This is a genomic window from Halorubrum sp. F4 (assembly GCF_027257195.1).
Classification (GTDB): Archaea; Halobacteriota; Halobacteria; order Halobacteriales; family Haloferacaceae; genus Halorubrum.
In genome coordinates this window covers 176827-190797 of the sequence record NZ_JAPDFS010000001.1, presented here as the reverse complement: position 1 = coordinate 190797, position 13971 = coordinate 176827, and the positions used below count along the sequence as shown (strand labels likewise).

12 protein-coding genes and 1 tRNA gene are annotated in these 13971 nt (G+C 69.3%); 4 read left to right on the top strand and 9 right to left on the bottom strand.

Features of this window, described 5'->3' with window-relative positions; translation table 11 throughout:
- The 3 genes from OKW78_RS00970 to OKW78_RS00960 form a co-directional block, all read right to left on the bottom strand.
- Nucleotides 1-760: amidohydrolase (locus OKW78_RS00970; RefSeq protein WP_281193468.1), on the bottom strand; the 760-nt coding region annotated here is incomplete at its 3' end.
- 129 nt (nucleotides 761-889) lie between these two features.
- Entirely contained in the window at nucleotides 890-2317 is a 1428-nt protein-coding gene (locus tag OKW78_RS00965) for an FAD-dependent oxidoreductase (protein WP_281193467.1), read from the bottom strand.
- An 83-nt stretch (nucleotides 2318-2400) separates the two neighbouring features.
- On the bottom strand, nucleotides 2401-3864 hold the full coding sequence (locus OKW78_RS00960; protein ID WP_281193466.1) for a DHH family phosphoesterase: 1464 nt from the start codon (nucleotides 3862-3864) through the stop codon (nucleotides 2401-2403).
- Between the two features lie 202 nt (nucleotides 3865-4066).
- Between OKW78_RS00960 and OKW78_RS00955 the strand changes: the two genes are divergently transcribed.
- Nucleotides 4067-4140: transfer RNA gene (locus OKW78_RS00955), tRNA-Lys, on the top strand.
- A gap of 23 nt (nucleotides 4141-4163) precedes the next feature.
- Here the strand turns inward: OKW78_RS00955 and OKW78_RS00950 are convergent.
- Nucleotides 4164-5303, bottom strand: a complete 1140-nt coding sequence (locus OKW78_RS00950; protein WP_281193465.1) for a C45 family peptidase — start codon at nucleotides 5301-5303, stop codon at nucleotides 4164-4166.
- A 100-nt stretch (nucleotides 5304-5403) separates the two neighbouring features.
- Between OKW78_RS00950 and OKW78_RS00945 the strand changes: the two genes are divergently transcribed.
- Nucleotides 5404-6276, top strand: coding sequence for an aldo/keto reductase (locus tag OKW78_RS00945; RefSeq protein WP_281193464.1), 873 nt, complete (start codon nucleotides 5404-5406; stop codon nucleotides 6274-6276).
- Between the two features lie 31 nt (nucleotides 6277-6307).
- On the opposite strand, the gene OKW78_RS00940 is transcribed toward OKW78_RS00945, so the two are convergent.
- Together OKW78_RS00940 and OKW78_RS00935 are read right to left on the bottom strand one after the other, a co-directional pair.
- Nucleotides 6308-7465 (bottom strand): DUF63 family protein, encoded by a 1158-nt coding sequence (locus tag OKW78_RS00940; protein WP_281193463.1) that lies wholly within the window; start codon nucleotides 7463-7465, stop codon nucleotides 6308-6310.
- A 162-nt stretch (nucleotides 7466-7627) separates the two neighbouring features.
- Entirely contained in the window at nucleotides 7628-8077 is a 450-nt protein-coding gene (locus OKW78_RS00935) for an Lrp/AsnC family transcriptional regulator (protein ID WP_281193462.1), read from the bottom strand.
- Nucleotides 8078-8216: 139 nt separating this feature from the next.
- Between OKW78_RS00935 and OKW78_RS00930 the strand changes: the two genes are divergently transcribed.
- Nucleotides 8217-9245 carry a hypothetical protein gene (locus tag OKW78_RS00930; RefSeq protein WP_281193461.1) on the top strand — a complete coding sequence of 343 codons (1029 nt, stop codon included), beginning with the start codon at nucleotides 8217-8219 and terminating at the stop codon, nucleotides 9243-9245.
- 15 nt (nucleotides 9246-9260) lie between these two features.
- On the opposite strand, the gene OKW78_RS00925 is transcribed toward OKW78_RS00930, so the two are convergent.
- Nucleotides 9261-10022: a 4-phosphopantoate--beta-alanine ligase gene (locus tag OKW78_RS00925; RefSeq protein WP_281193460.1), complete on the bottom strand. Its 762-nt coding sequence runs from the start codon at nucleotides 10020-10022 to the stop codon at nucleotides 9261-9263.
- Between the two features lie 156 nt (nucleotides 10023-10178).
- Here OKW78_RS00925 and OKW78_RS00920 point away from each other — a divergent pair, with 156 nt between their 5' ends.
- Nucleotides 10179-11813 carry a TrkA family potassium uptake protein gene (locus OKW78_RS00920; protein WP_281193459.1) on the top strand — a complete coding sequence of 545 codons (1635 nt, stop codon included), beginning with the start codon at nucleotides 10179-10181 and terminating at the stop codon, nucleotides 11811-11813.
- A gap of 70 nt (nucleotides 11814-11883) precedes the next feature.
- On the opposite strand, the gene OKW78_RS00915 is transcribed toward OKW78_RS00920, so the two are convergent.
- Nucleotides 11884-12324, bottom strand: coding sequence for a universal stress protein (locus OKW78_RS00915; protein WP_281193458.1), 441 nt, complete (start codon nucleotides 12322-12324; stop codon nucleotides 11884-11886).
- A gap of 85 nt (nucleotides 12325-12409) precedes the next feature.
- Nucleotides 12410-13942 (bottom strand): TrkH family potassium uptake protein, encoded by a 1533-nt coding sequence (locus OKW78_RS00910; protein WP_281193457.1) that lies wholly within the window; start codon nucleotides 13940-13942, stop codon nucleotides 12410-12412.
- Between the last annotated feature and the right edge of the window lie 29 nt (nucleotides 13943-13971).

The window sequence follows — 13971 nt, the reverse complement described above, 5'->3', positions numbered from 1 at the left end:
CGAGCGCCTGCATCGCGTTGTCGCCCTCCTCCGGGGATTTCCCCGCGTGCGCCGAGGTTCCGCGGAACGTGGCCTCGACGTGCGCGATCGCGAGCACCCGCTCGATCCCGGAAACGATCCGGCCGGTCGGGTGTCCGAGCCCGACGTGGACCGCGAAGAGGTAGTCGATCCCCTCGATGAACCGGCTCTCGGCCATCGGGTGGCCGCCGCCGCCCAGTTCCTCTGCGGGCTGGAAGAAGACGACGAACCGTCCCGAGAAGTCGCTCTCCTTCACCGCCTCGAGCGTCGCGAGCCCCAACGTCATGTGGGCGTCGTGCCCGCACGCGTGCATCACACCCTCGTGTTCGGATCGGAATCCCCCGCGAGCGGGCTCGTGGTCGTCGTCGGTCGACTCCTCGACCAACAGGCCGTCGATGTCGACCCGGAGACCGACGGTCGGGCCCTCGCCGCGGTCGAGAACCGCCACGCAGCCGGTGACGCCGCCCGCCGTCGCCTCGAGCACGTCCTCGCGCGCGCCGCGTTCCCTGGCGCGTTCGACCCACTCGTCGTGAGCGCCATCGTCGTGAGCGCCCTCGTCGGGAACGTTCATCCGGTCGTCGGGGTCGTACGCCTCCCGCCCGACGGCGAGCTCGTCGACGCCGATCCGCTCTATCTCCTCGACCAGCCGGCTCGTCGTGTAGTACTCGCGCCAGCCGGGCTCGGGATGTTCGTGGAAGCCCCGACGCAACTCGACGAGCCGCTCCGCGACGGATCCTGTCATGTGAGTCCGTGGCGCCCGAACGTACTTAAGGGTCTCCGACGGGTTCGGAGAGAACCGAGGAGCTCCCGAATCGTCCGTTCACGGCCAAAAACGGTCGGTCCGTGAGCCCTCGATCGACGGCGACGGGACTCACCCCTCCAGCGTCCCGTTCAAGACCTTCGCCGCGACCAGTATCGGGTCCCAGACCGGACTGAACGGCGGCGCGTACGCCAGGTCCAGGCGCTCGAGTTCGGGGACCGTGAGGTCCGCCTCCAGCGCGGTCGCGAGGGTGTTCACCCGCACGGCCGCGCGGTCGGATCCGACGATGCTCCCGCCGATCAGCCGGCCGGAGTCGCGGTCGGCGACGAGGGTCACGTCCGTCTCGGCCGCGCCGGGGTAGTAGCCCGAGCGTGAACCCGCGGTGACCGTCTCACGAACCGGGTCGAAGCCGGCCTCGATCGCCGCCTCCTTCTCGAGGAACCCGACGCGGCCGCACTCCTGATCGAACGCCTTGACGACCGCCGTCCCGGCGATCTCGCCGACGGGCGTCGGGTCACCGGCGACCGTGGCACCGACCGCCCGACCGGACCGGTTCGCCGTGAGCCCGAGGGGCATCCAGGCCTCCTCGCCGGTGACCGCGTGGATCGCGGTCGCGCAGTCGCCGGCGACGTACACTCCCGGGAGGTTCGTCCGGCCGTACTCGTCGGTCCGGACCGCGCCGCCCTCGCCGAGTTCGACGCCAGTCCCGGAGAGCAGTTCCGTGTTCGGCTCGATCCCGACGCCGACGATCGCGAGGTCGACGGGGAACTCGTCGCCGTCGAACGCGACCGCCTCGATCCGGTCGTCGCCGACGAGTTCCTCGACGGGACGGCCCGTGTGGACGGCCACTCCCCGATCCGCGAGCTCCGTCTCGACCCGCTCGCCGACCGCCTCCCCGAACGGCGGGAGGAGGTGCTCGGAGCGCTGGAAGAGGTGAACGTCGAGCCCGCGGCCGGTGAGCGCCTCGGCCATCTCGACGCCGACGTACCCCCCGCCGACGATCGCGGCGGTCTCCGGAGCCGGCAGGGCCGCGTTGTGGTCGACGCGCTCGCGATCGACGGCCGACACGTCGGCCCGATCGGGGTCGTATTCCTCGGGATCGGCGACGTAGGCGTCGATCGCCGCGGCGGCGTCCATGTCGTGGAGGGTGAACGCGCCGTCCGTCTCCCGGACGTCGAACGGGCCCGTGACCGCCCGACCGCCCGTCGCGACGAGCAGGTCCCCGTACCTCCGTTCGAACGTCTCCCCGTCCGCGGTCCGCACCGAGACGCGCCGCTCCTCGGGGTCGACGCCGACGACCTCGTGGCCGCGCCGGAGGTCGATCCCGCGCTCGTCGACCTCGCTCGGCGACAGCGAGAGGAGGTTCGAGAGCCGCTCGATCCGTCCCTCAATGAAGTACGGCATCCCGCAGTAGGCGAACGAGATCCAGCGGCCCTTCTCGAAGACGACGACGTCGCGGTCGGGGTTCTCACGGCGGCACTTGCTGGCGGCGCTCAGTCCGGCTGCGTCGGCACCGACGACGACGAACGGGTCGGTCATGTCCGGAGGGTCGCCGACCGCGGACAAAAAGCCGTCCCCGACGTGCGCGGTGAACGCATCGGGCTCGCCGCTCGTCGCGTCGCCTACGAGCCGTTTCCGCTCTCGGTCGCGCCCTCGACGCCGAGCGCGTCGAAGAGCTTCCGGCGGACCGCCTCCTCGGTGAGGTGGAGGAGCGTGTCGCGGTTCCCGCCGCTCGCCTCGATGCCGGTGAAGATGCCGAGCGGGATCTCGACGGAGCCCTGCGTCGAGTGGCCGGCGGCGTCGCCCATCTCCGCGAACGCCTCCTGGAGGACGTTCCCGATGTTGAGCCGGATGTCCTTCGAACGGGCCGCGAGGTAGATGCGGTCGTCGGCGATCCCGAGCACGGCGGTCGTGGTGATCCCTTCCAGGTTGAGGAGGTGTTGGGCCGCCTGCGCGAGCGCCTCGCGGTCGCGGATGAACCCGGCCGTCGAGAAGAGGTGGCTTCCCTGGACCTGCCGGTTCTGGATCGCCTCCGCCAGGACGTCGAGCGTCTCCGGGGACATCGACGGCGACTCCACCTGTTCGAGCGTGTCGTGGTTGGCGAACGGATGGAGGTACGCCGCCGCGGTGAGGTCCGCGGGCGTGGTGTCGCGTTTGAAGTCCAGCGTCTCGGCGCGGATCCCGTACAACAGGGCGGTCGCGACCGCCTCCGTCGGCGACTGGTCGAACTCCTGGAGGTACTTCGTGAGGATCGTCGACGTCGAGGAGACGTTGGTTCGGACGTCGACGAACCGGGCGTCCGGCGGCGCGTCCGACTCGAGGTGGTCGATGTAGACGTCGATGCCGGTCTCGAGGTCCACGTCGTCCTCGGCGGACTTCGCGAGGTCGACGGCGGCGACCGTGTCGTACTCCGAGAGGGGTGGCGCGTCCGCCCGGGAGCGGAGGTCGATGCCGAGCAGGTTCACGAACGCCCGGTTCTCCTGGTGACCCACGTCGCCGGAGTAGAGGATGTCGGCCTCGACCCCGAACGCGTCCGCGATCGCCTGGAGGGCCGTCGCCGACGCGATCGAGTCCGGCTCGGGGTTGTCGTGAGTGAGGATCGCCATCCGGCCGCCCCCGCCCTCGATGATCTCGGCGAGCTGGCGCGCCATGTACTCCAGCTCGCCCGTCTCGAGCGACTGGAGGGCGCTGTCGGCTATCACCGTCGAGGGGTTGATCACCACGTCCGCACCGCGTTCCCGCAGTTCGTCCTCGCTGACCGGGTCCGACGCGCGCACGACCACGTACTGGTCGCCGTCGCGGTCGCGGATCGCCGAGACGGCCGCCTTGTTGGCCTCGACGTCGGACGCGAGGATCAACACGATGTCCCGGTCGTCGATGGCGTCGACGACGTCGGGCTCCGCGATGTCCTGGACGCGGGCGTTGAGGTCCTGGTCCCGTAGCGCCTCGACGCGGCTCTCGTCGCGGTCGAGGATGAGCACGTCCTTGCCGCGATCGGACAGGGACTCCGCGACCGCGTGCCCGACGCTCCCGCAGCCGAGGATCGCGTATCGCGTGCGTGCCGAGCCGGATGCGCCACTACTCATTGAACCTGATTTCCGCGGGACGACACTTAACGAGTGCGCTCTCGTCGCGGAGGTCCGATCGGAGGAGACGTCGACTTCGCCGGGTTCATGCGGTTTCACGCCAGTCTCGCGGCCGTCCGTCCGAGACGAACGCGGATCGTCGTCGCCGCGGTGCCCGGCGAATGAAAAGGCCTTTTACCGTGACTTGGATAGGGAAATTCGAGGGCCGGTAGCTCAGTTAGGGAGAGCGACGGACTCTTAATCCGTCGGTCGCGTGTTCAAATCGCGCCCGGCCCGTTTCCTCACCGAACGATCCCGAGTCATAGCGCGTACTCGTGGTACTCCCCTTCACAGGGTGGTCCGCGCTGTCCGAGTATCCGCCGCTCTCCGAGATCGATGACGAGGCTCGCGTTCGTCTGGCCGTGTTCGATCGCCGGGAGCGACGGGTCGACGTGGCTACAGATGCTCGACGGTCGACCGAAGTGGTCGCGGAGCCCCTCGCGGATCGATTCGGAGTCGATCCCGCCTTCGCCCGCGTCGTCGTCCGGGGCGGCGTCCGCGGCGAGCAGCCGACGGAGCCGCTCGGCGCGGTAGAGCGTGCTCGGGCCGCGCCGCTCGTTGACGCTCTCGACCGCGTCGGTCTCGAAGTGGTTCGAGTGCGTGAGGACGCCTCCGTCCGGGTGGATCGGGTTGACGAGTTCCGGGGCGGCCTCGAGGTCGATCAGTTCGCCGTCGGCGTGGCCGACGAGGACGTTCGCCGAGCAGACGCGGTCGGTCTCGAGGATCGGCCGGAGCGCGTCGTCGTACCGCTCGGCGTCGAGTACCTCGCGGAACCGGACGTGATAGGGTTTCCGGAGCCCCTCGCTCCCGTCGTCGCCGGAGATGAGGCCGTTGACCGCGATCCCGATGCCGTGTTCGTTCACGCCGATCTTCCCCCCGACGATACCTGCCTCCGTCATCGCCAGCACGTCCGGCGCGTCCTCGCGGCGGAGTTCCATAAGAAAGAGCGTGTCCACGATCGGCGCGAGCCAGTCCCAGTTCTGTCCCATGTACGTCGTTCCGTCGGCCGTGGCCGACGGCATCACTCCGAAGCTGGTACAGCCGTCGATCGGCGGCTCGGGTTCCGTCACGACCGTCTCGTTCGCCTTCTCCGTCTGCGCCTTCCACGCCGGATAGATCACCTCCCACCGGACGTTGAGCATCGTCACGTCGACGAGGGGAACGCCGCTCCCCTCGGCGATCCCGCGCATCTCGGCGGCGTACTCCGGGCTCTCGCGTTCGATGTACTCGACGTACTCGGCGGCGTGTTCGCGCATCGCGTCGACGTCGACTCCCTCGTGGGAGAACCGCTCGCGGTACGTCTCGACGTTGGCGGCGACCTCGTCGGCGAACCGCTCGCCGTGTTCGATCCCGCGTTCTCGGGGCGTGCCAGACAACACCACGCGCTCGAATTCGGCCATGGACGGAGTGGGACGGGGTGGATGATAAAACTTCGAGTGGGGACCGTCGCTCGGCGGGGGCGACCCCCAGGGCTTTCCCCCCGGCGGCCGACGTGGCCGTATGGTGACGAACCCCGTCGATCCGGACGACACGTTCGACCTCGGTGACGGACTCGCGGTCTCACGACTCGGGTTCGGTGCGATGCGACTGGTCGGCGAGGACGTCATCGGACCACCGAGAGACGAGCGGGCGGCGAGATCGGTCCTCCGTCGAGCGGTCGATCTCGGCGTCGACTTCGTCGACACCGCCGACTCCTACGGACCGGGCGTCAGCGAGCGGCTGATAGGCGAGGAGCTCGGTCCGGACGACGACGTCGTCGTCGCGTCGAAGGCCGGACTGCTCCGGAACCGCGACGGCGACTGGATCCCCCACGGCGACCCGGACTTCCTCCGAAATCAAGTCCTGTGTAGCCTCGATCGGCTCTCGACCGATTCGATCGACCTGTACCAATTTCATCGACCCGACCCGGACGTCGACTTCGCGGACTCGGTCCACGCCTTCGCCGAGATGAAGGACGCCGGTCGGATCGACCGCGTCGGCCTCTCGAACGTCTCCGTTGAGCAGCTGGAGACCGCTCAGGAGATCGTCGAGATCGCGACGGTACAGAACCGGTACGACGTGGGCAACCGCGACGAGGAGGACGTCCTCCGCGCGTGTGAGGAGTACGACGTCGGGTTCATCCCGTGGGGCCCGATGTACGCGGTCGAGGAGGAGGCGGCGCGTGGCGTGCTGGAGACGGTCGCCGACGAACACGGCGACGGAACGACCGCCCATCAGGTCGCGCTCGCGTGGCTGCTCGACCACTCGGACGTGATGCTCCCGATCCCCGGCACGTCGAGCGTCGACCACCTCGAATCGAACGCCGCGGCCGTGAACCTGGAACTGACCGACGACGACGTGAGGAAACTGAACGGGATCGACCCGCGGCCGTGACCCGATACGCCGGCGTCCCGATCGTCGTCGTCTAGATCCCGAACGTCGCCCGCAGCATGTCCCGCGTTCCGGGCCCGAGCCCGACGGCGAGCACGGTGACGAGCAACAACAGCGTGTATCGGGGCGACTCCTCGTAGAGCTCGCCGTTGAACACCCAGACGACGAAGGTCGCCGCGGCGAGCTTGACGAACAGGAACGGCCAGGCGTCGCCGGTGACCGCGAGCACCGACTCGGGGAGCAATCGACCGGTCCAGTTCACCACCAGCTCGTTGACGACGTGTTTCGGGACGAGGTTCGCGCTTCCCGTCAGCGCCGGCATCCAGTCGAGGCCGATCACGTTCGCGACCCCGTCGACGGCGTGCCCCCAGATGATCACGAAGCCGACGAACCCCGTCCCGCGGTTGATCGACGGCTCGAACCGCTCGATCAGTTTCCACGTCACCGCGGCGGACGCGCTCGCGATGACGAGGATGGACCCGATCACCTGCGGGTAGAAGGTCACGTAGTCGGTGGCGACCGCGAGGTACGCCAGATAGCCGACCGACGCCGTCAGCGCGACCGCGCCGGCTCCGAAGAGCGGCGGGGCGTAGTCGTCGACGATCCCTCGTTCCTCGAGCCCGTACGCGCCGATCACGCAGAGAAGCGTCACCGCGAAGACCGTGAAGTAGATGAACGGGCTGATGATCAGCGCGCTCCAGGGAAAGGATATCAGCGGCTCGACGCCGGCGCGTATCGCGGCTATCCCGGCGTCCTCGACGGTGCGGAGCGCGCCGCCGAACAGCATGAACGGGAACAGCGCGTAGAAGAACCGGAACTCCGTGGCGATCTCCAGTCGACGGAGCAGGAAGACGACCCCGATCAGCATCGCCAACAGGATCACCACGTAGCTCAGCGTCGAGACGGTGGTGTAGCCGGGGTACGCGACGACCTCACCCGCCGCGGCCGCGTCCGCACACGCGGAGGAACTCGTCAAAAGCTCCGTTCCGCCGTCGGCCGGGCGGACCGCACACTGTGCGGCCTGTCCGTCGGCGGCGACCGGCCCCCAGAAGTACCGCCAGAGGAACCGGTCGTACACGACCCGCGGGAGGACGACGGACCCGACGACGAGGATCGCGGTGATCGCGGCGACCGCCGCCGCCCACGCTCGCTCCGCTGAGAGCCCCAACCGGTCCTCGAACCGTGCGCTCATACCAGTGGTTCGGAGGGTTCCGGAGTTGAGGGTTCCGGTCGAGACCGATCGACGTCACCCCGGCGGGGCCAACGGGCTCGACGGGATCGAAAGGATCGACGGAACCGACGGAATCGACGGTATCGGAAATCCCGTGGATTCCGTCAGTCCACGTCTACGCGCTCAGATCGGCGGTCCCTCGGCCTCGTAATCGGTTCCGAGGATGATCATGGTCTGTGACCGCGAGAAGCCGTCCATGTTCGCGATCCGGTCGAACATCAGGTCCCGAAGCCGGTCCGTGTCCTCGGCGACCACGCGAAGGATCACGTCCCATTCGCCCGTCGTCAGGTGGATCTCTCGGACGCCCTCGATCTCCCGGAGGCGTTCGAGCGCGTCCACCTCGCGACCCTGTTCGACCCGGAGACCGACGAGCGCACTGACGCCGTACCCGACCGCCTTGGCGTTCACCGAGGCGTGATATCCCTCGATGACTCCCGCGTCCTCCATCCGGCCGACACGATCGTGGACCGTCGCGCTCGACATGTCGATCCGGCGCGCGATCTCCGAGAACGGGGTCCTTGCGTTCTCCTGGAGGATCCGAAGGATCGCCCTGTCCGTGTCGTCCAGTTCCATGCCGCTCGGTAGTCGCCGGAGGACTTTGAACTTGCCCCCGCCGGCGATCCGAGTCGGAACCGATACAGCGGACGGAACCGTGGCCCCGTTCGACGGCCGAAGTCGGAGAATTAAGTACCCGCCTTGTGACCGGGAAACGATGCCCTCCAGACGCATCCTGCTCGGACGCCTCGCTACCGTCGGTCTCCTCGGAACGTCGATCGCCGGCTTCACGGCCGGTTCCGCGGTCGGCTCGGCCGACACGGCCGACGTGACCGCCCCGAGCGACACGACCGACGCCGACCGCGACGTCACCCCGAACCGAACCGCCCCGTACGACGCGGCCCGTATCGCCGACGGCGACACCGTCGTCACCGCGGTCGTCGATCCCGCGGCCGTCTCGACGGTCGGTCTCCCCGAACCGTGGTCGACGCGGCTCTCCGCCGCGATGACCCGCGCTGACGTCTCTCTCGCCGACGCCGACTCGGTCGCCGGGAGCGTCGCGTTCTCGGGCGAGGCGGTCGAGGGGGCCGTCGCCGTCCGCGGCTCCTTCGACGCGGACCGGCTCGCCGCCGCCGTCGTGGACCGTGGTCGCTGGTCGACCACCCGAACCCGACGGGCCGGCGGGACGGACCGTCTGTTCCGAGGCCGTGAGGAGCCGTACGCGGTCGCCGTAAGCGATACCGAGCTCGTCGTCGGATACGCGCCGGTCGTCGATCGCGCCGCGGCTCACGCGGACGCCGCAGTCGGGACGGGTACTGCGCCCGGGACCGACGCCACGAACGCCGGAGACGCCCCGATTCCGCCGTTGCTGTCGGGTGACGTTGCGGTGTACGCGGACCTGGGTGAGTCGGGGCGGAACCGACTCCGTGACGTTCTCTCCGGCGCGCCGGAGGCCGTCCGTGCGAGCGTCGAGGCCGCCGGCTCCATCGGCGTCGCGCTCGGGATCGACGGCGGGATCGACCTCCGGTACACGGCGACGCTCGATCCGACGCGACTCACGCGCGAACGCCTGCGCCGGATCTCCGGAGGCGTCGATGCCGAGGGAGTCCTCGACGACGCGACGATCGAGATCCGCGGGCGGACGGTCGTCGTCGACGCGACGCCGACCCGCGAGGAGCTGTTCTCCCTCCACGACGATCTGCGCGCCGCCCGCGACGACGCGAACGGTGCCGGATTCGGCCGGTAGCTCCCGCCGAGCGTCTCACCCCTCGTCGCCGGCGAACGAGCCCTCCCGGATGGCGCGCTCGGCCGCCTCGAGTGCGGCCTCGGGATCGAACTCGTCGACGATCGCCCGACGCTCCGCCGGCGACGCGTCGGCCAGGTCTCGAGCGTGTGCCGTCACGTTCGGGACGGCCCTGAGGACGTTGTCGATGATCGGGATCGCGGCGGTTCGCGGCGATCGGCTTCCCGGGTTGAGGTCGATCACGATCTCCGTCTTGCCCGCCGCCGCGAGCGCCTCCGCACGATCGCCGTCCTCCAGCGGGACCACGACCACGTCGGCCGCGCCGATCCCGTCCGCGTCGACCGTCCCCCGGGCGTGTTCGAGTCCGGGGATCTCGCCGTCGCCGGTCAGCCCTTTCACCTCCGCTGCACCGTGTTCGCGGAGGTGTGCGGCGATCGCCTCCATCCGTTCTTCGGTCCGATTGAACAGGTTCACCTCGAGGTCGGCACCGACGGCCTCGGCGAGTTCGACGGTCTCACCGGGGACCAACGCGGCGACGTTGCCGTTCACGGAGAACACCGGCCGCTCCGCGGAGAGCAGCGTCGCGGCCGCGGCGCGCGCGGCGTCGTCCGCGCTCGGGAGCGTCCGCTCGCCGAGGAGGTAGTCGAACGCCTCGCCGCGACCCTGCGCGATGAGCCCCTGTTTCGAGGTGATCCCTCTCTCGACGCCCGCCTCGATCCGGTGTCGGGTGAGAAGCGACGCGTACCGCGGGTGATCCTCGGGGATCTCCGTCCCGGTCATGGTCGCGGTTGCCCCCCGGAGGAGTAAAGTGGCGCGTTCGCCCGTCACCGTCCGTGCCGATCGATCCGGTAGATCCGACCGGACGGTGAGGGTCCGACGATACGCGCGGGGGAGCCGACGACACACGTTTTTGACGGGGCGGCCCCTTCCGTGGGTATGAACGGATGGCAACGACGAGTCGTCGGCTACTTCCTTCTCTTAGCTCTGGCGCTCGTCGGTACCGCGGCGGTCTACCAGTGGGGGATGGGGACGTTCGAGGGGCGACCCCGGACGTTCCTCGACTCGCTCCAGTTCGCCGTCGAGATGTTCACGACCACGGGCTTCGGAGGGGACGCCCGCTGGACGAGCCCGCAGATGCAGGCGTTCATCGTGGTTACCGACCTCATGGGGATGGCCCTGCTCGTCGGCGCGCTCCCGGTCGTCGCGACGCCGCTCTTGGAGAGCGCGTTCTCGGACACGGCCCCCGAATCGCTCGACGATGATATCTCCGGTCACGTGATCATCTGCTCGTACACCACGCGCGCGGAGGTCCTCATCGAGGAGCTCGACGCACACGACGTCCCGCACGTGATCGTCGAGGCCGACCGCGATCGAGCGAACGAGCTGTACGGAGACGGCAACCGGGTGATCCGCGCGGATCCGGAGTCCGCGGAGGGGCTGGAGGGAGCGAGGCTGCCCGCGGCGCGGGCGCTGGTGGCCGACGTCTCCGACCAGGTGGACGCGAGCATCGTCCTCGCCGCCAAGGAGGTCGCCGAGGACGTTCCGGTCGTCAGCGTCGTCGACGACCCGGAGCTGGAGCGGTACCACCGGCTCGCCGGCGCGGACCACGTGCTCTCGCCGCGGCCGCTGCTCGGTCGCGGGCTCGCCGAGAAGGTGACGACCGCCCTGCGGACGGAGCTCGGGGAGGCGGTCGCGATCGGCGAGGACCTCCGGCTCGCGGAGGTGTCCGTCCGCCACGGCGGCGACCTGGCCGGGTCGACGCTCGCGGAGAGCGGGATCCGCGAGCGGGCCGGCGTCAACGTGATCGGTGCGTGGTTTCAGGGGGACTTCGACGCCTCGCCGTCGCCGGACGCGACGCTGGAGCGCGGAACCGTGCTCCTCGTCTCCGGCCGGCCGGACCAACTGGAGCGACTGGTCGGGATGACGCAGTCGTCGGTACGGCGCTTCTCGCCCGGTCGAACCGTGATCGCCGGCTACGGACAGGTGGGTCGGACGGTGGCGGCGGAGCTCGACGACGCCGGGATCCCGTACACCGTGGTCGACCGGACTGACGACGAGGGCGTCGACGTCGTCGGCGACGCCACCGAGCCGGAGACGCTCTCGACCGCCGGGATCGACGAGGCAGACACCGTCGTCCTGGCGCTCCCCGACGACACGACTACCGAGTTCGCCACCCTCGTGATCCGGGAGGCGGCACCCGACACCGAGATCGTCGCCCGCGTCGACGAACACGCGAACGTCTCGAAGACGTACCGGGCGGGTGCGGACTACGTTCTCTCGTTGGCGACCGTGACCGGTCGAATGTCGGCGGCCCGGCTGCTCGAGGGGCGCGAGGTGCTTTCGGTCGAGGGACAGGTCGAGGTGATCAGGCTCGAAGCGCCCCGCCTGGTCGGATCGACGCTCGGCGAGGCGAACGTCCGCGATCGGACCGGCTGTACCGTGATGGCGATCGAGCGTGACGGAGCGGTGCGCACGGAGATGGGTCCCGACACCGTCGTCGAACGCGGGGACGAGCTGGTCGTCGTCGGGACCGACGAGGGGATCCGCGCGTTCGAGCGAGCGTACGCGTAGTCGCCCTTCGCGTAGATACGGGTCACCTACGTATAGATGCGGGTCGGTCGATCCCGGTTTCCCCCGTCGCTCACTCGGAGGAGTCCCGACTGGGGAGCGTGATCACGGGACGGTCCGCGTTCGTCACCAGCTTCAGGCTGCGGTCCCCGGAGAGGAACTGCATGAGCCGGCTCCCGCCGCGGGAGCGGTAGGCGATCGCGGTCGCGTCGACGTCCTCGGCGGCGTCGAAGATCGCGCCCACGACGTCGCGGGCGTAGGCGGTGTGGTCGTCGGCGTCGGGGAACACGGAACGGACCGCGGCGTAGGATTCTTCCGCCAGCTCCTCGGACTGCTCGACCGGCGTCTTGTCCGGGACGCCGCCCCCCTTCTCGACGACGTGGAGGGCGGTCACCCGGCCCGGCCGATACGGTTCGAGGGCTCGTGCGGTCGCCAGCGCGTCCTTCTCGTTGGCGACCGGGAGGAGGACGTGGCCGAGCAACTCCCGTCCGTCGGTCGGATCGGTGTCCGTCATGTGTCGTACTACGTGGCCCTTCAGTTAAGAAGATACGCACACGGCACGCACGCCGAACGCTGACACGCGACGTCGACCCACCCCGTCACTCGTCGACGCCGGCGACGAGAAGCGCCAGCACGGGAACGATCTCGAGTCGGCCGATCCACATGAGAACGATCATGAGAAGCTTCGTCGTGTCCGGGAGGAACTCGTAGCTTCCGAACGGACCCAGCGGACCGAGCCCGGGGCCGATGTTCCCGATCGTCGCGAGCGAGGCGGCGAGGGCCTCGGTGCCGGACAGCGGCTGCCCGATCCGAGCCGTATCCAGTTCGATGAACATCGCCGCGATCGCGAATATGAGAAAGTACAACAGCGTGAACGTGAGGATACCGCGGATCACTTCCTCGTCGACGACCTCGCCGCCGAGCCTGACCGGGCGGACCACGTCCGGGTTCGCGGTGGTGTACAGCTCGCGACGGAGCGTCTTGAACAGGATCAGCCACCGGATCACCTTGATCCCGCCGCCGGTCGACCCGGCCGAGCCGCCGACGAACATCACGAGAAGCAGGAAGAATCGCGTCTGAATGTCCCACTCCGCGAAGTTCGCGGTCGCGAACCCGGTGGAGTTCATGAGCGAGGCGACCTGGAAGACGCCCTGCCGGAGCGCGTTCCCGGCGATGCCCTGGGTCGCTCCGCCGATCGCCGTCGTCGGGGCACCGCCCCAGAACAGTCCGACGGCGAGCACGGCGGAGAAACCGGTGACCAACCCGAGGTAGACGCGGAACTCGGTGTTCCCGAACATCTCCGTCGGGTCGTCGCGGATGACGTACCAGAACAGCGCGAAGTTCACCCCCGCGACGACCATGAACGGGACGAAGACCCACTGGACGACGGGGGAGAACGCGGCGATGCTGTCTCCCTCGGGGGAGAACCCGCCGGTCGGGAGCGTCGAGAACCCGTGGGCGATCGCGTTGTACAGGTCCATCTCCGGCGCGAGCCCGACGAGGTGGAGCGCGTACAGGAGGACGACGAACGCCACCGTGAGCCCGGCGTAGATGGCCCAGAGCGCGCGGGCTGTCTCGGCGATCCGGGGCGTGAGCTTCTGGAGATCCGGGCCCGGGGCCTCCGACCGCATCAGCTGAGCGCCGTTGACCGCGAGTTCCGGGAGGATCGCGATCATCAACACGATTATCCCCATACCGCCGAGCCACTGCGTGAGCTGTCGCCACATCAACACGGCGTGTGAGTGTCGATCGAAGCTGATCTCCGCGAGCGCGGTCGCGCCCGTCGTGGTGAACCCGCTCGTCGACTCGAAGAGCGCGTTCACCGGGTGTGCGAGCGCGGAGGCCGTGCCGTATCCCGCGAGGAGGTACGGCACCGCACCGATGATCGCCGCCGCGAGCCACGCGAGCGAAACGACGGCGAGCCCCTCGCGAGGCCCGAGCTCCGGATCCGGGTCGAGGCGCTCGAGTCCGCCTCCGACGGCGACCCCGATCGCCATCGAGGCGGCGAACACCCACACGTCCTCGGCATAGATCACGGCGACGAGGAGCGGAACGAGCATCGCCGCCGAGAGGTACTTGAGGACGCTTCCGACGTAGCTGAGCGTCGCCCGCTTGTCGATGGTTCGCGTCATGGATGGCGTCCCGGGTCGTGGAGACTGTG

Bases quoted from the DNA above. Each gene is read 5' to 3' on its own strand.
- OKW78_RS00965 (WP_281193467.1), bottom strand. From the start codon at position 2,317: ATGACCGACCCGTTCGTCGTCGTCGGTGCCGACGCAGCCGGACTGAGC.
- OKW78_RS00960 (WP_281193466.1), bottom strand. From the start codon at position 3,864: ATGAGTAGTGGCGCATCCGGCTCGGCACGCACGCGATACGCGATCCTC.
- OKW78_RS00950 (WP_281193465.1), bottom strand. From the start codon at position 5,303: ATGGCCGAATTCGAGCGCGTGGTGTTGTCTGGCACGCCCCGAGAACGC.
- OKW78_RS00945 (WP_281193464.1), top strand. From the start codon at position 5,404: ATGGTGACGAACCCCGTCGATCCGGACGACACGTTCGACCTCGGTGAC.
- OKW78_RS00940 (WP_281193463.1), bottom strand. From the start codon at position 7,465: ATGAGCGCACGGTTCGAGGACCGGTTGGGGCTCTCAGCGGAGCGAGCG.
- OKW78_RS00935 (WP_281193462.1), bottom strand. From the start codon at position 8,077: ATGGAACTGGACGACACGGACAGGGCGATCCTTCGGATCCTCCAGGAG.
- OKW78_RS00930 (WP_281193461.1), top strand. From the start codon at position 8,217: ATGCCCTCCAGACGCATCCTGCTCGGACGCCTCGCTACCGTCGGTCTC.
- OKW78_RS00925 (WP_281193460.1), bottom strand. From the start codon at position 10,022: ATGACCGGGACGGAGATCCCCGAGGATCACCCGCGGTACGCGTCGCTT.
- OKW78_RS00920 (WP_281193459.1), top strand. From the start codon at position 10,179: ATGAACGGATGGCAACGACGAGTCGTCGGCTACTTCCTTCTCTTAGCT.
- OKW78_RS00915 (WP_281193458.1), bottom strand. From the start codon at position 12,324: ATGACGGACACCGATCCGACCGACGGACGGGAGTTGCTCGGCCACGTC.
- OKW78_RS00910 (WP_281193457.1), bottom strand. From the start codon at position 13,942: ATGACGCGAACCATCGACAAGCGGGCGACGCTCAGCTACGTCGGAAGC.